Raw genomic sequence first — 20,373 nt, 5'->3', positions numbered from 1 at the left:
GCTAAGCGGCGCGGACGGACCTCGCGTCAGTCGCGCTCGACCCATCGGTCGATGGCCCAGACGATTGCGAAGGCGAGCTCCGGGTCCACGCCGTCACGCACGTCGATCGTGTACTTGTCACGGATGGTGATCCACTTCTGCGTGATCTGCACCATGACCTGTCCCGCGCCGTCGCGGAGCGTGTAGTCCTTCTCGATGACGTTGCCCTCGAGCAGCCACTGCTCGCCGGACGCGAGCTCGACGTCGATCTTGTCCCTGACGAACTTGAACGGCTGCGCGTGCAGGTGCGCGACCTGCGCGCCCGACGGGTCCGTGACGTCCATGCGCTTGGGGATGCCCATCATGCGCCCCGTCACGTCCAGCAGCTTGGTGCCGCCCGCGTCGAGGATCTCGGCGCGGGGCCGCGGACCGATCTTCCCGTCCACGAGGAACAGGTCCGCCTCGGTCTCCGGCTCGAGGATGCGGAAGTCGCGGCCTGCGCCGAACTTGCTCTTCATCAGGTACCGGGCATAGCCCTCGGGTGCGACGGGAACGGACATGGCTCCTCCTCGATGAGTGGTGGCCCCACCGTAGCGACGCCACGCGCCGGTGTCAGCAGGCACGTCGCCGCGCGTCAGGCCTCTGTCAGGCGGAGGCCGTCGACGGGCGCGGCCTCCCAGCGCTCGAACGGGTCGTCGGACACCGCCTCGCGGGCGACGGGCGCGAGGCGCTCGAAGTCCTCGCGCGTCGCGAAGATCGCCAGGCCGACGAGCCGGTCGGAGTCCTCGTCGGCGAGCGTGTGGATGGAGATCAGGCCCGCCCGTCCTCGAATCGCTGCGCCGTAGCGGTGCATGGAGTCCACCAGCGCGGCACGATGCTCGGGACGGGGATGGTGGACCGACATCAGCACGAACACGCCCTCACGCTACGCCGCCGGCGTCCGCCTCGCGCTCGAGGAGGAAGAAGTAGGGCCGGCCGCCGTCGAGGGCGCCGCGGCCGGCCATGACGCCCAGCACGGCATCGGCATCGACGCGCACGAAGTGATCGTGGGTGGGCCGCGCGTCGTAGGACATCGCCGCGGTCACCTTGCCGCGATGCTCGCAGTCCGCGAGCCAGGCACCGCCTCCGGCGAGCTCCGCGTCGGCGCGCAGCGCTCCGGCGGCATCCCGGCACACGAGCGGCTGGACGTGCGCGCCGTCGACGAAGTCCTTGCCGTACCACGATGCCCGGGTCAGCATCGCGTGTACGCGATGCCCGGTGTCGATCCCCGTGCCGCGCCACAGGCCACGCAGGTCGTCGGACCTGACCGCGGGAAGCACGTCCCAGAGCGCCGCGAGCTCGTCCGCGTCGCCGTGGCCCGCGGCCGCGATCGCCCGCACCCTGGTCGCCGCGGTGCCGGTCCTCACCGGGGGCGTCGCGGCGTCGCGCGCATCGTCGTGCATCACCAGGACGGGCTTGACCGCCTCGCCCGAGCGCGCCGCCCGCACCGCCTCGGCCGCGTGTCCGAACGGGAAGCGCGTCACCAGCCGCTCGAGCGGGAGCAGCCCCGCGCGCCAGAGCCGGACGAGCATGGGCACGGCCGTCGCCGGAACGGCGTCGCCCTCGATCACGCCGACGAGCGACCTCCCCCACAGGAGCGCCGTCTGGCTCACGGTGATCGCGTTCGCGCCGGGTCGCAGCGCGACGGTCGCGCACATCCCGGGCGCCGCGAGCGCCCCGAGGGCCGCGTCGATCGCCCCCTGCGTGCCGACGGTGTCCAACGCGCGTGTGCAGCGGTGTGCACGGGGGTCCAGTTCCGCGGGCGCGATCGCGACCTGCGCCCCGAGCTCGAGGGCGAGGGCGCGGCGCGCCTCCGACGGTTCGACCACCACGATGCGCGCGCAGCCGGCCGCCCGCGCGGCCATGACGGCGGCGAGGCCGACCGTGCCCGCGCCGATGACCAGGAGCCCGTCGTCGAGGCCTGGACGCAGCACGTTGAGCACGGTCCCCGCGCCGGTCAGTACGCCGCAGCCGAGCGCCGCCGCGAGGGCGAACGGGATCTCGTCCCCGATCGGCACGGTGTTGGCCGCGCGTGCGATCGCGCGGGTCGACCAGGACGACTGCGCGAGCCATGCCGCACCGAGCGGCCGCCCGTCGGCGTCGTGCATCGTGGGCGAGCCGTCAGGCCGGGCGCCGCGGTAGTTGCGCGACGCGAACTCGACGCACGCGGCCGGATGGCGATCGCGGCATCGCGCGCACGTCCCGCACGAGTCGAAGGTGAGCACCACCCGGTCCCCGACCGCGACGTGCGCGACCGCGGCACCGGTCGCGACCACCGTGCCCGCACCCTCATGCCCGAGGACCATGGGATAGCCCACCGGCACCCCGCCGTCGATGGCGGTGAGATCGGTGTGGCACACGCCCGAGGCCGCGATGTCGACGAGCACCTCGTCGCCCCGGAGCGTGTCGAGCCGCACCTCCGTCAGGACGGGATCCTCGTCCCGGGCGCCGACGACGGCGGCGATGGTGGGCGCCTCGATGGTCATGCGTCACCCCTCCGTGCCTCGTCGCACCGCGTCGCGGGCCCGGCCTGCGCGGTGGCACCAGTCTGCCGGGACCGCGGTCCGTTGTCACGCCTTAAGTTAATCGCCATTCACTAGCGGGCGGGGCCGGTGACGTTCCCCGTCTCCGGCCCGACCTTGGCTAAGGTCGCTGGCAGCGACGAGGCGCACGCACGAAGGAGGCCCCATGGAGCAGGTCGACACCGTGGTGGTCGGCGCGGGGGTGGCGGGGCTCGCGGCCGCGCGGCTGCTCGCGGGAGCCGGCGCGCGGGTCGTGGTGCTCGAGGCCCGCGACCGCGTCGGCGGCCGGGTCTGGACCGATCGCACCGCGGGGCACGCCACCGACCTCGGCGCCTCGTGGATCCATGGCGTCGACGGCAGCCCGGTCGCCGCGGCGGCGCGCGCGCTCGGCATGCGGACCATGGAGTTCACCGTCGGCGGCTATCAGGCGCACAGCCGCCCCGTCGCGTACTTCTCCGCGGCAGGCACCCGGATGAGCGCCGAGGACGTGTCGGGCTTCGCCGCCGACGTCGCGGCTGTCGACGCCGCCCTGGCGGACGCTGTCGCCGCCTCGCGCCCGGACGACTCCTATCGCGACGTGACGGAGGCCGCGCTCGCGGCCCAAGAGTGGGAGCCGGAGCGTGCCCAGCGCGTGCGCGACTACCTCGAGCACCGCAGCGAGGAGCAGTACGGCGCGTGGATCGAGGACCTGGCCGCGCACGGGCTCGACGACGACGCGATCGAGGGCGACGAGGTGGTCTTCCCCGACGGCTACGACGCCCTGCCGACGTCGCTCGCGCGCGACCTCGACATCCGGCTCGGCCACGTGGTCTCGCGGGTGGTGTGGTCGCCGTCAGGGGTGCGCGTCGCCTGGGCGGGCGGCGAGATCGCCGCGCGGACCGCGGTGGTGACGGTACCGGTGGGGGTGCTGCGGTCGGACGCGCTCGCGTTCTCGCCCGCCCTGCCCGCCCCGGTGGCGTGCGCGCTGTCGCGACTCGAGATGAACGCGTTCGAGAAGGTGTTCCTGCGGTTCCCGCGGCGCTTCTGGGACCGCGACGTCTACGCGATCCGGCAGCTCGGCCCCGAGGGGCGCTGGTGGCACTCGTGGTACGACCTCACCGGGCTGCATGGCACGCCCACGCTCCTCACCTTCGCCGCCGGGCCCGCCGCGCGCGCGATCGCCGGCTGGGACGATGCACGGGTCGCGGAGTCCGTCATGGCGCAGCTGCGGCGGCTGTACGGTCCCGGGATCCCCGCGCCCGACGGCGTCCGGGTCACCTCGTGGGGCGCGGACCCCTTCGCGCGCGGCTCGTACGCGTACATGAGGGTCGGCTCGTCCACGTCCGACCACGACGCGCTCGCCACGCCCATCGGCGGGGTGCTCCATCTCGCCGGCGAGGCGACGTGGACCGATGATCCCGCGACCGTGCCGGCCGCGATGCTGTCCGGGCATCGTGCCGCGGAGCGGATCCTCGGGCGCGCCGTGCCGATCGACTCGCTCTGGGCGTAGCCATCTCAGGCGGTCCGCTCGGAGAGGGCGAGCGACATCCCGCCGTGGAAGCGCGTGCAGATGACCAGCAGGTCCGCGGTCTCGGCGGTGCCCGTCGCCAGCACCTCGCCGTCGGCAGAGGAGCCGGCGTCCGCGATCGCCGCCGTGACGAGCGCGGGATCGGCGTGCAGCGCGCGCACCACGTCCGCCGCGAGGGTCTCGAGCACGCGCTCGGCGCCCGCCGCCTTGGTGTCGAGCACCACCAGACCCTCCGTGCGGGCGTCGAGCGTGCCGCCGAGGTCGAGGAAGTGCTCGAGCTTCGCCACGTTCGCATCCAGCGCCGCGTCGAGCGTCACCGTGGCCGGTTCCGACGGCGCACCGAGCACATCGGCCGCCGCGGCGGCCGCAGGCTCGGCATCCCGCATCGCGAAGGCGCCGAGCGTCATCGCGAGCGCCCCGGCGATCGCGAGGCCGATGCCCGTCCTGATCGGAGCCGGGGTGGCGGTCGCGGGCGGGGTCGGGGTGGTCATGCGCGGCTCCTCGGGCTCGGGGCGATCCGGCGGATCGGCTGGTCCCAGCCTCCCGAGCGCAAGCCCGCCGCGCATCGTCCCGCCGCAGGCTTCGCGCGTACTGCGGCCGCGGTACGCGGCGCGACCCTAGCCCGACGCGCGGACGGCGCTGTGCGCCCCCTCCGGCGACGTGAGCGTCACGGTCGCCGAGAACGGCGAGGCGAGCGGGACGTAGACGTCGTACGCCGTCACGCGGGACACGCCCTTGCGGTAGGCGAAGCGGATCCCGCGGGTCGGCAGGCCTCCGCCGCCGTCGGGCCGGATCTGCGGCAGCGCGATCGATGCCGTGAGCCGCGCCGCCGCGGCGCCGTCACGCGGGCCGGGGAACACGACGAGGCGCCGTCCCGCCGCGACCGCGAGCACGAAGGGCGGGTCCGCGAGCCGGTCGACCCTGCTCGTCACGGTGATGACGCTCGCCAGGGGCGACACGCGCGTGACGGCCACGAGCTGGAGGTCGGGAGCGACGGGCGCGCTCCAGCCCGCCACGTGCGCCGTCAGGACCGTGGCGCGGCCCAGGGGATCGACCAGGCGCAGGCCCACCTCCACGGGTGACGATGCGTCCGGTCGGGTGAACCACACCGCGAGGGGCGTCCTGCCGTCGACGGGCGCGCCACGCGTCACCACGGCGACGCCGGGCGAGGGGTAGGGCGACGGGTCCGCGGTCGGCGTGCTCGACAGCGCCGCCGGTGGTGCGCCGTCGAGGTCCGGCGGCGTCACGCCGGCACCCGTGCGCCCGGCCACCAGGTGCGGGCCGAGGTCGGTGTCGGCGACCGGCGCCGCGGTCGACGTGCGGGCGACCAGCACCGTGTGGTCGGCCGTCACCGTCTCCACCACCAGGGGGTCGAGGTCGGGCGGGATGGCGGGCGGCACGCTCACCGTGACGATGTCGGAGGCGGCCGAGAGAAGCCCGCGCCAGCCCTTCTCAGGCACCCCGCTCGTATCGGGCTCGGCGACGGTGCGCAGGTACCACGGCCGCCAGCTCGGGGTGAGGGATGCCTCCCAGCCCGCGCGGTACACCGGCTGACCGGTCACGCCGTCCGTCTCGCCGGGGCCGGGCGGATCGGCGGGCGCGAGCGCCACCGCCGGGGCGGGTGCGCCCATCGAGTCGGCGCGGCGCGCGGCGTCGAAGCTCTGGCAGGCGTACACGAGAAACCTGCCGACCGGTACGTCGCTCGCGACGGCGAGGTCGACGCGGAGCCCGGTCGCGGTGACCGCCGGGCGCGCGAGGGGCTGCGCCGGCCGCATGACGCGCGGGGCGATGCACACCTGGGTGAAGTCCGCGGTGGCGGTGGTGTAGGGCCAGGGCGAGTCGGCGCCGGTCGTGGTCGTCGACGTCACCACGAACACCTGGATGGCGCGCGCACCACGGGCCAGCGCGATGTCCGCCTCGCGCGCGTCGCCCGGCACCTCCGCCACGCGCCGGAAGGCGAGGCGGCACTCCTCCGGGTGGTCCACCAGCAGCCGACGCAGCTCGAGCAGCCGGGCGCCGGGCACCACCCCGGGCGCGGGTTCGGGCACGCCGCAGCGCTCGCGCAGCAACACCTCGCTCGCCTGCCAGATCGCGAACGTCTTCACGTTCGAGGCCGGCGGCGCCGACCAGACCACCTTGGCGTGCGAGAGGCCGTCGGCGTCCGGGAGGCTCGCCAACGGGACGCCGGGCAGCTGGACGATCGAGGGCACCACCGGCACGGGGCTGCCGGCGGTGGCGATCATGGCGCGCGAGGGGTCGGCGGGCGCCCACGCCGTGGGGGTCGGCCCCACGGCCACCTCCCGGCGCGCCCAGAGGTCGACGCCCCAGCGCGGGGCGGACCCGAAGTCGAGGGCGGGGAGGGCCACGTGCACCGCGTAGCGACGCGGGTCTCCTTGCACGGGCCCCGCGGCGCCGACGGGCACGCCGTCCGCGTCGAGGGGCGACACCGAGCAGCCGACGCCCATCGGCGCGTCGCCCGCGAACGCGATGGCGCATGTGTGGCGGAAGGCGCCCGGCGGCACGCTCTCGGGGCCGATGCCCGACGGCGGCGGCTGCGCCGGCGTGGACATCGGGTACAGGACCGCCGAGAGCTCGATCGAGGTGGTGGACCTCTCGTGCCACTCGACGAGCACCTCGACGTCGAGGCTCGCCGGGCACTGCGGCGTCCCGGCGAAGGTGCTGACCAGGCGGAGGTTCGCGAGCATCGGCGGGGCCGCGCCGGGCTCGGCGCCGAGGTACGCGTCCTCGCTCCACGGCGACCAGACGCCATGGACGTCCGCCAGCGCGGCGGCGTACACGTCGCGGCGGCCGCCGCTGCCGGGCGGGATGTCGGTGAGGGGGTCGACCGTCGCGTGCACCGTGTCGCCCTCCGCTCCTGCCGGGATCCCCGGCACGCGCCAGCCGTCCGTCTGCGCATCGAACGCGAACAGCGCCTCGGCCTCGACCGCCCCGATCGGCGCGCGCACGGGCGCCACCTGCGTGGTGCGCACGGTCGCCGCCTCGGCCGGCAGGGGCGGCCACGTCGCGCGGACGTTCTCGCGCCACGGCGCGTCGAGGGCGGCGGGAGCATGCAGCGAGTAGCGCGACGCGGTGTAGGGCGCCGGCGCGGGCGTCTGCGCGTGCCGCACCGGCGGCGCGTACGCCGCATACTCGCCGGCCGGCAGCGGGACCTCGACCTTCCAGCCCGGTCCGCCCGCGCGGAAGACCGGCCCCGAGCGGTACGTCGCGGTCACCAGGAACTCCGGATCGCGGGGCAGTTCGATGCGCTGGTCCTCGTCGCCGACCGGGTACGCGGTCCCGAAACCCAGGGCGAGGTTCGCGTAGGTGTCGCCCAGCGCGGGGACGCTGAGCAGCGGCCACGGCGCCGCGTCGATCACGGCGGGCCGGCCGGGGCCGTCGACCCCGACAGGGCCGGTGAGCGCGGCCTGCGCATGCTCGGGCAGCCCCGGTGCGTAGAGGGGCGCGAGGCGCGGCAGGAGCTCCGCGGCCAGCTGCGTCACCAGGCGTTCGGGGTCGGGCGCCTGCCATGGCGGTGCGGCGGTGCCCGATGGCAGCACGGGGTACCAGCCGACGGGCGGGGACCCGCGGCGCAGCCGGTCCACGGCGGCCTTGAACGGGTCCTGCAGGTCGGACAGGAGCCCCTGGTCGGCGAGGTCGTAGTCGGCGCCCGGCAGCTCGGGGCCCGTGGCGGGGAGGCCGACCAGCTCGAGCGGCTCCCAGTCGGCGGCGTTCGCGACCTCGTCGAGCGTGACGATGGTCACCGAGGGGTCGGTCCCGTTGGTGAGGCGCGCGAATGTCGCGCCGGACGTGCGGAGATCGACGCGGGCGCGTCCCGCGACGGCGGAGACCGAGGCGCTCGCGGTGATGGCCTCCTTGCGGCCGTCGCGCCAGCAGAGGTCCACGCGGACCGGGCGGGTCGGGTCGGCGACGAGGCAGTCGAGCACCACGCGGCCCGCGGCGACGCGCCAGTCCACGCGGACGGTCCCGTCGTGCGCGACCTCGGTGGTGGTGTCGGTGTCCCGCGGGTCCTCGCGCCCGGCGCCGCGGGTCCACACCGTGAAGGCGCCGTGCGGCGCGCCCAGTTCGCCGGCGCAGGCCCAGGCGAGCCGGGCAACGAGTCCGGCGCGCTCCTTGCGGCGGTCGATCACCCCGGTCTGCGCCTTCGCGATCTCGCCCCACGGGATCGCCACGGCCTCCCCGCGCAGGAAGGCGGGGTTCGCGATCCGGCCCATCAGTCCACCTCCCACGGTGCTCGCACCAGCGCGATCGATGCGAGCGGGGTGCGCACCTCGGCCGCCCCCGCGGGCCCGTCGGCGTCGGTCACCAGGTCGAGCCGGAGCCGCGTGCCACGGGCGCCGGGGCCCAGGAGCACGATCACGCGCGTGCCGCCGGGGCCGGCCGCGATGCGGTCGACGGGAGCGTCCGGCAGGCCGGGCGCGGCAGGCGAGGTCGCGACCGCGACCGTGAGCCAGGGCCACGGGACGCTCGCCCAGTAGTGGTGCGTGGGATCGGGGTCGCTCGCCGAGGCATGCACCTTCTGGGGCACGGCGCGCGCTCGCCGGACGGGCTCGCTCGACTCGACCACCACCGCGAGCGGCTGGGGCTCCGCCTCCGTGCTCCACAGCACCTGCAGGGCCGGGTATCCGGGCACCTCGGGGGCGCCCAGGCCCGCGGCCTCGAACGCGTCGTCGAGCGTCGCACCCGCGACGTCGCCCACGAGCGCCGCAAGCGCGGACGGGCGCGTCACGCCGCGGCCCTCCGCGCGGGCCTCGCCTATGAACGCCGCGAGCTCCGCCTCGTCCGCGAACCGGCCGGTACGGAAGGGGACGCGGTAGACGATGTCGCCCGTGCCCCCGGCACCCTTGCGCCGGGCGTGCACGTCGAGCAGGTACTCGGTCAGCGGCTCGAAGACGTAGGGCAGCGTCACGGTGAAGGTGGTGCGCGTGAAGCCTCGCCCGTCGACGCAGCCCTCGCCCACCACGAGGTCCTCCACGGCCTCCCGCCACGGCGAGGCGACGCCGAAGGGGTCCGCGGCGCTCGCATACGGCGACGCGGGTTGCAGCCCCACCTCGGGGGTCGCCTCATCCGGCCGGTCGGCCAGCCGGGGGTGGATCCCGGTGGCCGCGTGCACCACCGCGTAGAGGTCGACGTCGTAGGCGTCGAACAGGGCGGCGACGCGCTGGGAGGAGAAGGTGAGCGAGACCCCGGATCGCGTGAACACGCCCGACTCGTGCGCCGCCGGCGCCGTGGCGAGCACCCATGGCGACAGGTCCGTCACCACGTCGGCGGGCACCGCCGCCTTGCCTCGCGTGCGGAAGCGATGGGTCTGGGTGCGGCTCACCGTCTGCACCGCCGGGAGGTCGGCGGGCGTCAGGCCGGCGTCGGGCGCCTGCCCCGTCGGCGGGCTGAGGGGATCGCCGGCGACGGGGATCCAGGAGGCGCGCCAGTCGACCTCGACGGCGTAGTCCGTCCCCGGCGTGAGCAGCGGCTCGCTGCCCGCCGGCTGCGACAGCGCCGTGGTGAGCGCGTGCTGGTCCGCGTTGAGCGTGGTGAGGTCCCAGTCCCGCCTGCGCGTCTCGGAGGCGAGGCGCGCCTCGAGCGCGACCACGTGGAACGGCGGGAACGGCGGGAGGTCCGGCTGCCGATCCCACCCGCAGACGATGCTGGCCGCCTCGCCCTTGAGCCCGTCGAGGCGCACCAGCGCGGGAAGGACCTTCTCCGATGCCATGACGCGTCCCGCCATGCGGCCGGCACGGAACACCGGATCCGCCCAGGGGCGGTCCACGTCGATCCAGGCGTCCGGGAGCGGCACAGGCGAGGGCACCAGATCGGAGGCATCGACGCGCCGCGAGGCGAGCACGCCGCCGTCCCGGCCGCGCGCCTCCACCCGCAGGCCCAGCTCGAGGCCGATGCGCGGCAGGAGCACCAGCATCGTCACGTCCTCGAAGCCGTCGCAGCCCTCGCCGGCGTCGGGGGCGAACGCCACCGCGTCCTCGAGCGGGTCGGGAACGAAGCCCGATGCGCCCCATGCCTCCTCGACCAGCCGCCTCGTGTCCTCGTCGGCGAGCGGCGCCGGCTCCGGGAGGTCGTGGGACGGCGAGCGCAGGATCGCGCCGAGGCATCCCGCGTCGTTGGTCGCCCGGGCCCCGGTGGCGGCGCCCGCGCGCGCGAAGGCGGACAGCGTCGCGGGGTCCCAGGCGGTGTCCTGGCGCGCGGCCGGGAAGTCGTAGAGCGTTCCACCGGCGTCCAGGTGGGCGTGGAGCGGCTCGAGCGCGGCGGCGCCGGCGACGGCGGCTCGCGCGCTGTGCCCGTCGATCCCCGTGGCCGCCCATGCCTCGAACGCCGCGACGCCGTCGCGAGGCCGGCGGTCGAAGCACGCCACGGCGTCGCCGATGACGGCGGCGGGCTCGGTCCCCTGCAGCGCGTCGACGGCCGCGGCGATGCGCCACGGCTCGGTCACCCGCAGCCCGGTGCGTGCGGGCGCGGTGCGCACCGTGCCGGGAAGGTCCGGCCATGCGATCCCCGTGAGGCGCCAGCCGGAGGCGCTGGGGCCCATGGGCTGGCCGTCGAAGGTCCACAGCACGGGTGCGGCCGGCGCGGGCGAGGCGCACACCGTGCCCCACCGACGCGTCACGGTCGAGGTGAGCGCCTCCCCGTAGGGCACGGCCGCGGGGTGGGCGTCCGGCGTCCAGTCGAGCAGCGCGAGCTGGAGCGACGAGGGCTCGGCCTCGCTCGTCAGCACCCACCACGCGCTCGCCACGCCGGTGCCGGGCGTCGCGGGAGGGATCAGCGGGCCGCCAGTGAGTCGCACGGCCGTGACCTCGTACCTCCACCAGTGGTCGCCGATCTGCGTCCACGGGTTCGCGGGCGCACCGGCGTAGCTCCCGAGCACGCCGCCGAGCACGTCGGCCTCGTCGGTCCGGGGCAGGGCCAGGAAGGAGACGACGGGGATCGCGTCGATCGGCACGTCCGCGGGCACCGCGCCGGTCTCGCTCGCCTTGGCGAGCACGCCGTCGACGGGCTCGCCGCCCGCCGCCCCCTCGAGGAGCACGTGGATCGACCGCGCGACCAGGCCGACGCCCGTGACCAGATCCTGGACGGCGGGCGGCTGAGGTGCGGGCTCGGTGCCGATGGTGAGCTCGACCGAGCCTTCGACGCTGAAGAAGAAGAAGTCGACCTTGCCGCGCACCTTGCCGTGGACCCACAGCGCGTCCGTGTCGCCCTGGTAGATGACGTCGAGCTTGGCGCTCGCGGAGATGCTGACGATCCACAGGCGCAGCTCGCCGCTGACCTCGATGATGCCGCCCACGTACAGCGGGTCGGGCGCCAGCAGCGCGTCGAATCCCGCGGCGGCCTTGAAGTAGAGCCCGAGGTCCTCGCGCCCCATGAGCACGGCCTCGATGTGGAACCCGGTGGCGAACACCAGCCCGGTCGCCTGCAGCGGCGGGTCGGTGGGCAGCGCCAGCCCGTCGCCGTGCACCTCGAGGTAGCCCGAGCCCGTGAAGGTGTCGAACACCCTCACCGTGGCGGGATGCTCGTAGGAGCCGAGCTCGAGGTACCAGTGCGCGGTGGTGCGGGTGTCGAAGAAGGCGGTGACGGGCACCTTGACCGACAGGAAGGTGCCGACCGAGTACTCGATCCGCAGCGCGATGAGGATGGTGCCCCGCCCGAGGTCGAGGTCGATGACGGCGATGATCGAGGCCGTGGTGTCGCCGCCCAGCTCCGGCAGGCCCGGCGACAGGACGTCGGCGAGCGCCATCAGCGTGATCTGCGGGCCGGGGACCGAGATCAGCAGCACGCCCTTGAGGTTGAGCGTGAAGCCCGCGTCCATGGTGCCGAGGACGAGGCCCGCGCCGAAGGAGTAGTCGTCCTTGTCGTAGTGCCACGCGTCGGGGGTGAAGAGGTCGTCGTTGCGCAGGTGCGTGATCGCCCAGTCGAGCACCGGCAGATCGGCGTTCGCGTCGTAGGTCCGCGCGAAGTTGATCCCCATGCCGCCGAGGAAGCCGTAGATCCCCAGCCCCGAGGCGCCCAGAAGGATGGGCGCCGGGAACTCGACGGCCGCGCCGAAGAGGATCCCGATCGCGGGACCGCCGCCGGGGTCGGGATGGACGGTGAGCGTCGCGGCGATCCGGATCCCCACCGAGGCCACCGACACGTCGAAGCCGCCGCTGATCTCCGCCTCGGAGATCGAGACGAAGCCGGTGCCGTGGAGCACCCCGGGCACGTCGAGCGTCGCCGCGAGCCGGGAGACGCTGATGTCCGGGGTGCCGTCCCCGGAGAAGGTGGCCCGCACGGTCGCGGTGTCGACGGTGAGGATCCCGAGCTCGATCCCGAGCCCGAACTGCACCTCGACGAACATGGGGTTGTCCCGGCTCACCGTGAACCCGAAGATGCGCAGGATCCTGTCGAGCGGGGAGCGCGCCACGAGCGACCCCTCCGGGGCGTCGATCGTGTAGCCCTGGGCGGGCTCGAACACCGCCCGCGGGGTGAAGCCGGGGTCGGCCGCGCTCCCCCATGCCGCCGCCACGCCGATCGCCTTGTACCGCGCGCTCATGGGCTTGCCGGGCGCGGTGCGGATGATCTTCAGGTTGAAGGCGAAGGTCGCCTCGACGTCGAACAGCACGCTGACCTGGTAGCCGGCGTCGGCGTCGCCCGTCGCGCCGTCCGCGCTGACGATGCCGTCGCTCACCACCAGGCGGCCGCCGTAGAGCGTCAGCCGCTGCGTGGTCATCACCCCCGCAACGCCGAGAGCGATCTCGCCGAGCGCGACCACGGAGCCCGCGGCGGGTGAGAGGTCGCTCACCGCCGACGTCAGCGGGGCGAGCACCGCGAGCGCGCCGACGGAGTCGAGCACCGCGTCGGGGATGCCGTCGCCTCGCTCGCGCCGGTAAAGGCCGTCCTTGTCCGCATCGTGCGCCCGGAACTCCGCCTCCGTCTGCCAGGACTCGCGGTCCTCGCTGAGGCGCAGGCGCACCAGGAAGTCGACGATGCCGTCGGCGGGGTTGTCCTGGTGCTGCTGGTCCGTGAGGCCCAGGCCCGGCTTGCTCGAGTCGGCGGCGCTGGACAGGTCGAACTCGCCCCAGACCTCGGCACGGATCAGGGTGCCGCGCAGCAGCTCGATCCGCACCCCGATGCGCCGGAAGCACGTGGGCTGGGCCGGGCGCGAGGGCGTCACGTCCTTGGAGGTGTGGTCGCCTCCCCAGGTCTCCTTGCTCGCCGCGAGCGCCGCGGCCAGGGTGCGCGGCGGCGCCGCGGGCGCCCACGCGCGTGCGCGCCACCAGGAGCCGTCGGTCTCGATCGGCGGCGCCGGGGTGGGGCCGTCGGGCCGGACCGGGGTGCCGTCGTGCGCGTTGTCCGCGCCGAACGGCTGACCGTCCTTGAGCTGCGTGAAGCCCGCCTTGGCGAGGATCGCCTTCGCCGCGTCCCGCCGGCGGCGGCTGAGGTCGCGGTTGTACCCGTCTTGCGCGGTCTCGTAGGAGGCGTAGCCGTCGACCGTGAGCTCCGTTCCGGTGTCGAGGTACGTGGCCAGGTCCTTGGCCGCGTCGACGTAGCTGCGGGACGCGGCGCGCGCGTCCCGCGCGGGCGACGGCTGGTCGCGCGTGTGCTCGCGGTTGAGCGCCCACGCCGGGTCGTCCAGCTCGGCGCGCGTCGGGTGGTCGAAGAGGAAGTAGCAGTCGCTCACCACCTCCGGTGGACCGCTGATGGCGACCTCGAGATCGCTCGAGAGCGGGTTCGCCTCGCTCAGCGCGGAGAGGTCCAGGGTCACCGCGGCCTCGTCGGCGGCGCCGACGATGGGCACCGCCGAGCTGGTCCACGCGACGGTCCCCGTGATCGGGGGCTCGGGCTCGAGCCGGACCACGGCCGGCTCAAGCGAGTCGATCACCATGCGGTAGGGCGGCGCGGCGGACGTCGGCGTGACCGAGAGTCGCGTGACCGCGCCGCCTCCCCCGCCGCCTCCGACCCCGGCCGCTCGTGACAGAGCGATCGAGAGACGCCGCGTGATCCCCGCCGCGTCGTCGTGCACCGTCACGTCGACCGTGGTGCCGTCCGCATCGGTCGCGATGCTCGCGCGCGTGCCGAGGAGGGGAGCACCGTTGTCGGGGTCGATGGTGACGGTGTTCGCGCCGGACCCCCCGTGGGTGTCGATGAACAACGTCGAGACCGCGGGCACGCTGGCCGTGCCCTGCGCCGGCTCCGCCTCGGGATCCGCGATGGCGACGGGGATGTACGCGCCCTCCTCGGTGAGGACGTGCGCGGAGACGGTCAGCTTGGCCGTGTTCACCACCTCGGCCTCGATGATCGCGGTGACACCCGCGCTCGCGCCGACGCCGATGTACATGTCGCGGGCCGCGGCCGTCACGTACAGGTCGTCGAGACCGGGCGGCTGGACGAAGAGCCTCACCTCCGGAAGGAAGAAGCCCTGCCACGCATCGGGCATGGCACGGGCGCCGGGGGGAATACCCGCGGGACCTGCCGCGTCGCTGAGGTCGAGCACCGCGGAGCGGAACCCGATGCCCACTGTGGAACCCGGGCCGATCGTCGCGTACGGCGGCTCCATCCTCACGAGGTCGTAGATCCGGTCCGTCGGCGGACCCGACGTCGACGCCGCGAGCACATCGAACTGCACCGAGGCGCCCGCGAGCTGCATGAGCCGCAGTCGGAGCCCGCCCACCACCATCCGCACGCGGTCGACGGACGGGTCGGGCAGCAGCCGCGCGTTCGGGGCGTCGTAGACGGCCGGGCTGAGGAACGGCAGATGGACGGCGACCACGGGGCTCTGGAGGATCACCCGCCACCCGCCGTCGTCCACCCCGCCGGTCTGGTGCAGCCCGATCTCGACGGTGAGGTTCGGGTCGCGGAACTCGATGGGGGTGGCGCCCGCCACGCCGCCGTTCGCGCCGAGCGTCAGCGCGGCCGGCGCACGGTACGTGTTGGTCCACACGCGCCAGTCGCCGTCCTGTGTGGGACCGGTCGCCCCCGACGCGCTGAGGGCGTCCTCCAGGACGCCGAGTGCGCCGCCGTTCCTCGCGGCGTCCGGTAGCTCATCCCACTGCGTCACGATGCGCCTCACAGGGCCGGGGACTCGGACTGTGGCATTCCCCAGCCACAGTAGGCCTGCCTGACAAAACGGACAACCGCGCCGACGCGCGGAGGCCCTAGTTGGCGACGGGAGAGAACGTGTCGTACTGCTCGATCACCGCGCGCACACGCGCCATCGCGTCGTCGTCGAGACCCGCGTCCCCGCTGACCTGACGGAGGGCGTCCACGGCGAGGTTGCCGTACTTATGGCCCGCGTCCTCCGGGACTGCCGTGGACAGGATGAGGTCGATCACGCCCTGGAAGGCTGTGACCACCGGGATCCAGACCATGTCCTCGCTCACGCTCGCCGAGCGCTGGCCCGTCTTGAGCCACTCGGGCTCCGCCCAGATCACGCGCGGACCGATCCACACGACGGGGTCGTTGCCGTGCTGGAGGTACGCGACGCGCGGCGCCTCCCAGGGCGACGCGGGCGCATCCAACCCGCCCCACGCATCGGTCCACCGCACGTGCGCGCCGTCGTCGAGCACGGGGAGCGAGTACGGGCTGCCCGCGTCGCGCGCGTCCTGCTGCGCCGACCAGATCGGGGTGAAGGACGGGGTGCCCGCGAGGACGGCGCCCTCGGTGGACGCCTGGAGGTCCGCCGCATCGTCGTAGGCCGACTGGATCCCGAAGCTCCCGAGGCTGAGTCCGTAGACCACCAGCTGGGGTCGGTCGCCCTCGGGCAGGGCCTCCCACCACGCGGTGACCGCCTCGACGAGCGCCGTGGTGCCGTCCTGGGACAGATCCGGGGTGAGCAGCGCGGAGACGGGGCTGCCGGTCGCGCCGTACTGCATCGCGACCAGCGCGGTGTCGCCCGCGTGGAGGTACTCGAAGCCGTCGATCGCCGCGGGGTCGAGCCAGCCGGAGCCGGTGGTGCCCGCGAGCAGCAGCACGGACCGCTCGGCGGCGCCTGTGCGCTCGAGCTCCTCGACGGCGAGCTGGGCCCGCTCCTCGAACGTGCCCGGCACGTCGATGCCGACGTAGACCCGGATGGGGTCCTGGGCGTCCAGCCCGGTGACGGCCGCGATCTCCTCCCGCGTCGGGCCCCCGCCCACGATCTTGGCACCCGCCTGACCCACCTGGTCCCATGCGACCAGGCTGCCCGGGCCGCCCGAGCGCAGCTCGCTCGTGGGCTGCGCGTACTCCGGGTCGTACTGCCGGTTCTTGCTCTCAGACGCCACCGTGAGCAGCCACGAGAGCACCGACAGGCCGATCGAGAAGACCGCGAGCATGGCCACCAGCGTCGCCGCGACGGTCGCGGTGGACGATGCGCGGGGCCGGGTGTCGCGGCCGGGGATCCTGGGCGCGATGAGACGGTGCAGGGCGCGGTACCCGCGCGCGACGCCCCGGCCGATGCCGAACGCGAGCCACGCACCCAGGAGGTAGCCCACGCCCGCGACCAGCCAGTCGAAGCCGCTCGTATCGGGCATCCCGACCGCCTCGCGCACCGAGTTCTGCCAGTCGAGGGCGAACGGCATGATCGCCGCGACGCCGCCGAGCCCGATGAGGGTCACGATCCACGCGGGCGCGTCCGCCGCGTCGGGGAGCCTGCCGCGCGAGAGGCGCGCGATCCCGCGCCACGCGAGGACGCCGACGCCGTAGCCGACGGCGAACGCGAGACCGGAGACGAGCCCCTGTCCCCATGCGGGTCGGGGCAGGAGCGACGGCGTCAGCGAGAGCGCGACGGCCACCAGGCCGGTCACCGCGCCCGCGACGTCGAGCCGGGCGGTCATGCGTGCCACCGTGATCACAGGCATCCTCCCTCGTTGCGCTCACACTAGCGGGCGAATCCGGACGCTTCGGGCAGCGGGCGAAGATTCGTCTCGCGCGCAGACCAGGGTCCTTTCCGGTCCCCGCACGGGACCGGTTGCGCCTACGGTGGTCCCATGACTTCCGAGAGCGTCGAGACCGACGCAGCCGACGCTCCCACGCAGACCTTCGCTGACCTGGGCCTGGACGGCCCGATCCTCAAGTCGCTCCGGTCCGTCGGCTACGAGACCCCGTCCGCGATCCAGGCCGAGACCATCCCGCTGCTGCTCGAGGGCCGCGACGTGGTCGGTCTCGCGCAGACCGGCACCGGCAAGACCGCGGCGTTCGCGCTGCCGATCCTCGCGCGTCTCGACAAGGCGCAGAAGGCGCCCCAGGCGCTCGTGCTCGCCCCGACGCGCGAGCTCGCCCTGCAGGTGTGCGAGGCGTTCGAGCGCTACGCCGCCGAGATCAAGGGCGTCCATGTGCTGCCCGTCTACGGCGGCCAGGGCTACGGCGTGCAGCTCTCGGCGCTGCGGCGCGGCGTCCACGTGGTCGTGGGCACCCCCGGGCGCATCATGGACCACCTCGACAAGGGCACGCTCGACCTGTCAGAGCTGAAGTACCTGGTGCTCGACGAGGCCGACGAGATGCTCAAGATGGGCTTCGCCGAGGATGTCGAGACCATCCTCGCCTCGACGCCCGAGGACAAGCAGGTCGCGCTGTTCTCCGCGACCATGCCGGCCCAGATCCGCCGCCTGTCGCAGCGCTACCTGAACGACCCGGCCGAGATCACGGTCAAGCGCAAGACCACCACGTCCGCGAACATCACGCAGCGCTACCTGGTGGTCGCCTACCAGCAGAAGATGGACGCCCTCACGCGCCTGCTCGAGGTGGAGAACTTCGAGGCGATGATCGTCTTCACCCGCACCAAGAACGACACGGAGACGGTCGCGGAGCGCCTGCGGGCGCGCGGCCTCGCCGCGGCCGCCATCAGCGGCGACGTCGCGCAGGCCCAGCGCGAGCGCACCATCAAGCAGCTCAAGGACGGCAAGCTCGACATCCTGGTGGCCACCGACGTCGCGGCGCGCGGCCTCGACGTCGAGCGGATCACCCACGTGGTGAACTTCGACATCCCGATCGACACCGAGTCCTACGTGCACCGCGTGGGCCGCACCGGCCGCGCGGGCCGCACCGGCGACGCGATCAGCTTCATCACGCCCCGCGAGCGGCGCATGCTCACCGCGATCGAGAAGGCGACCCGCCAGCCGCTCACCGAGATGCACTGGCCGTCGGCGGACGAGGTCAACGCCACGCGCCTCGCGCGCTTCGACGACTCGATCACGGCCGCGCTCGAGCAGAGCGACCGGATCAGCCGCTTCCGCGACATCATCGCCCACTACGTCGAGCACCACGACGTCCCCGAGGCGGACGTCGCCGCGGCGCTCGCGGTGGTCGCCCAGGGCGACACCCCGCTGCTGCTCGACCCTGCCGACGAGCCCAAGCGCGCATCGTTCGCGCCCGAGCGCGCCGCGCGCGACCGGGGACGGGACGATGCGCGAGGCGCGGGCCGCGACGACCGGGGCGGGCGCGCCGCTCGCGGACCCAGCGAGGGCTTCACCACCTACCGGATCGAGGTGGGCAAGCGTCACAAGGTCGAGCCCCGGCAGATCGTCGGAGCGCTCGCGAACGAGGGCGGGCTCGCGCGCGGCGACTTCGGCAAGATCACGATCCTGCCGGAGTTCTCCCTGGTCGAGCTGCCGTCGACGCTGCCGCCGTCCGCGCTCCAGCGGCTCGGCGGGACGCGCATCTCCGGTCGCCTCATCGACATCCGGCCCGACTCGGGCGGGCCGTCGCGGGGCGGTCCGCGCGGCGGGCGCTACGGCGAACGCGGCGACTCGCGCAGCGGTGACCGTGGCGGTGACCGCAGGCCGCGCAAGCCTCGCTGGGACTGACGCGCCGGTAGGATGGAGCGAGTGCCCGACACCCGCTCCCTCACGTCACCGCCGCACGTCATCGACCCGGCCGACCTCGCCACCACGCTGCGCGTGCTGGCCTCGCTGAGCGACGTCGACGAGGACCATCCGGACTTCACCACGGTGCGCAACGCGACCGCCGCGATGATCAAGGCCGTCAAGCAGAGCCGGCGGCGCGAGCGCCGCGCCGCGATCGCGTCCGCGGACTCGGCCGTGGTCGCCGCGACGGCGACGGGCGCCGCGGATCGCATCGACGACGAGACCCGCGGCCTCACGCTCGAGGCGCGGGCGTCCTCCCCCACGGCGGGCACGTACCTCAAGGCGCGCCCGTGCTACATCTGCAAGCAGAAGTACACGACCGTCGACGCGTTCTACCACCAGCTCTGCCCGGCGTGCGCGACCACGGGCCACGCGAAGCGCCACGCGCGCACCGACCTGCGCGGGCGGCGTGCGCTGCTCACCGGCGGGCGCGCGAAGATCGGCATGCACATCGCGCTGCGCCTGCTCCAGGACGGCGCCGACCTCACCGTCACCACGCGCTTCCCGCGCGATGCGGTGCGGCGGTTCGCCGCCATGCCCGACGCGGCGCAGTGGCTCCATCGCCTCACCGTGGTCGGCATCGACCTGCGCGACCCGGCCCAGGTGGTCGCGCTCGCCGATTCGGTCGCGGCCGGAGGGCCGCTCGACATCCTCATCAACAACGCCGCGCAGACGGTGCGCCGCTCCCCCGGCGCGTACGCGCCGCTGGTCGAGGCGGAGCAGGTGCCGGTGCCGCACGGCCTGTGGGAGGAGGGCCGCGGCCCGCAGCTGCTCACGCTCGGCCGCACGAGCGACGCGCATCCCCTCAGCATCGAGTCCTCGGTCGCGACGCACCCGCTGCTCGCGTCCGCCCACGTCGAGGAGATGGGCGTGCACGACGCGCAGCGGCTCGTCGACCTCGCGCTCGCACCCGGCTCGTCGTCGCTCGCACGGCTGGCCGACGGGTCCGCGATCGACGCGGGCGGGCTGGTGCCCGACCTCCACGACACCAACTCCTGGATCCAGGCGGTCGGCGAGGTGACCCCGCTCGAGCTGCTCGAGGTGCAGCTGTGCAACTCGACGGCGCCGTTCATCCTCATCAACCGCCTGCGCGCGTCCCTCGCGGCGGCCGCCGCCGCATCGTCCACCGGCCGTTCCTACGTGGTGAACGTCTCCGCGATGGAGGGCGTGTTCGAGCGCGGCTACAAGGGCCCCGGGCACCCGCACACGAACATGGCGAAGGCGGCGCTCAACATGCTGACCCGCACCAGCGCGCGCGAGATGTTCGACGCGGACCGGATCCTCATGACCAGCGTCGACACCGGCTGGATCACCGACGAGCGCCCTCACCCGACCAAGGTGCGGCTCGCCGAGGAGGGCTTCCACGCACCGCTCGACCTGGTCGACGGCGCGGCGCGGGTGTACGACCCTGTGGTGCGCGGCGAGGCGGGCGAGGACCTCTTCGGGGTGTTCCTCAAGGACTACGCGCCGTCGCGGTGGTGAGCCG

The 20,373-nt window shown here is 74.3% G+C and carries 10 protein-coding genes; 3 read left to right on the top strand and 7 right to left on the bottom strand.

What is annotated here, in order from left to right:
• Positions 1-26 precede the first annotated feature (26 nt).
• The 3 genes from AOM09_RS08160 to AOM09_RS08150 form a co-directional block, all read right to left on the bottom strand.
• Complete coding sequence (locus tag AOM09_RS08160; protein ID WP_062386647.1) at positions 27-539, bottom strand: LURP-one-related/scramblase family protein; 513 nt, start codon at positions 537-539, stop codon at positions 27-29.
• Between the two features lie 74 nt (positions 540-613).
• The gene (locus AOM09_RS08155) at positions 614-895 is read right to left on the bottom strand and encodes a hypothetical protein (protein WP_062386645.1); all 282 of its coding nucleotides are present in this window, start codon (positions 893-895) and stop codon (positions 614-616) included.
• Between the two features lie 4 nt (positions 896-899).
• Positions 900-2,504, bottom strand: a complete 1,605-nt coding sequence (locus AOM09_RS08150; protein WP_082098965.1) for an alcohol dehydrogenase catalytic domain-containing protein — start codon at positions 2,502-2,504, stop codon at positions 900-902.
• Between the two features lie 202 nt (positions 2,505-2,706).
• On the opposite strand from AOM09_RS08150, the gene AOM09_RS08145 reads away from it, so the two are divergent.
• Entirely contained in the window at positions 2,707-4,029 is a 1,323-nt protein-coding gene (locus AOM09_RS08145) for a flavin monoamine oxidase family protein (protein ID WP_062386642.1), read from the top strand.
• A 5-nt stretch (positions 4,030-4,034) separates the two neighbouring features.
• Here the strand turns inward: AOM09_RS08145 and AOM09_RS08140 are convergent, their stop codons facing one another.
• From AOM09_RS08140 to AOM09_RS08125, 4 genes are all read right to left on the bottom strand, one after another.
• Positions 4,035-4,538, bottom strand: coding sequence for a hypothetical protein (locus AOM09_RS08140; protein ID WP_062386639.1), 504 nt, complete (start codon positions 4,536-4,538; stop codon positions 4,035-4,037).
• Between the two features lie 126 nt (positions 4,539-4,664).
• On the bottom strand, positions 4,665-8,279 hold the full coding sequence (locus AOM09_RS08135; RefSeq protein WP_062386636.1) for a hypothetical protein: 3,615 nt from the start codon (positions 8,277-8,279) through the stop codon (positions 4,665-4,667).
• Positions 8,279-15,106, bottom strand: coding sequence for a hypothetical protein (locus AOM09_RS08130; protein WP_156162300.1), 6,828 nt, complete (start codon positions 15,104-15,106; stop codon positions 8,279-8,281). The genes AOM09_RS08135 and AOM09_RS08130 overlap by 1 nt, the downstream gene beginning before the upstream one ends.
• Before the next feature lie 97 nt (positions 15,107-15,203).
• Positions 15,204-16,883: an alpha/beta-hydrolase family protein gene (locus AOM09_RS08125; RefSeq protein ID WP_082098964.1), complete on the bottom strand. Its 1,680-nt coding sequence runs from the start codon at positions 16,881-16,883 to the stop codon at positions 15,204-15,206.
• Positions 16,884-17,012: 129 nt separating this feature from the next.
• Between AOM09_RS08125 and AOM09_RS08120 the strand changes: the two genes are divergently transcribed.
• Both AOM09_RS08120 and AOM09_RS08115 read left to right on the top strand, forming a co-directional pair.
• Positions 17,013-18,827 (top strand): DEAD/DEAH box helicase, encoded by a 1,815-nt coding sequence (locus AOM09_RS08120; protein ID WP_062386628.1) that lies wholly within the window; start codon positions 17,013-17,015, stop codon positions 18,825-18,827.
• Between the two features lie 12 nt (positions 18,828-18,839).
• Positions 18,840-20,369 carry an SDR family NAD(P)-dependent oxidoreductase gene (locus AOM09_RS08115; RefSeq protein ID WP_062386625.1) on the top strand — a complete coding sequence of 510 codons (1,530 nt, stop codon included), beginning with the start codon at positions 18,840-18,842 and terminating at the stop codon, positions 20,367-20,369.
• The last annotated feature ends 4 nt before the right edge of the window (positions 20,370-20,373 follow it).

Source organism: Demequina iriomotensis (genome assembly GCF_000971395.1).
In the GTDB taxonomy this organism is placed as follows: domain Bacteria; phylum Actinomycetota; class Actinomycetes; order Actinomycetales; family Demequinaceae; genus Demequina; species Demequina iriomotensis.
Note: the sequence above shows the minus strand (reverse complement) of the source record. Positions and strands in the feature narration are given on the sequence as shown.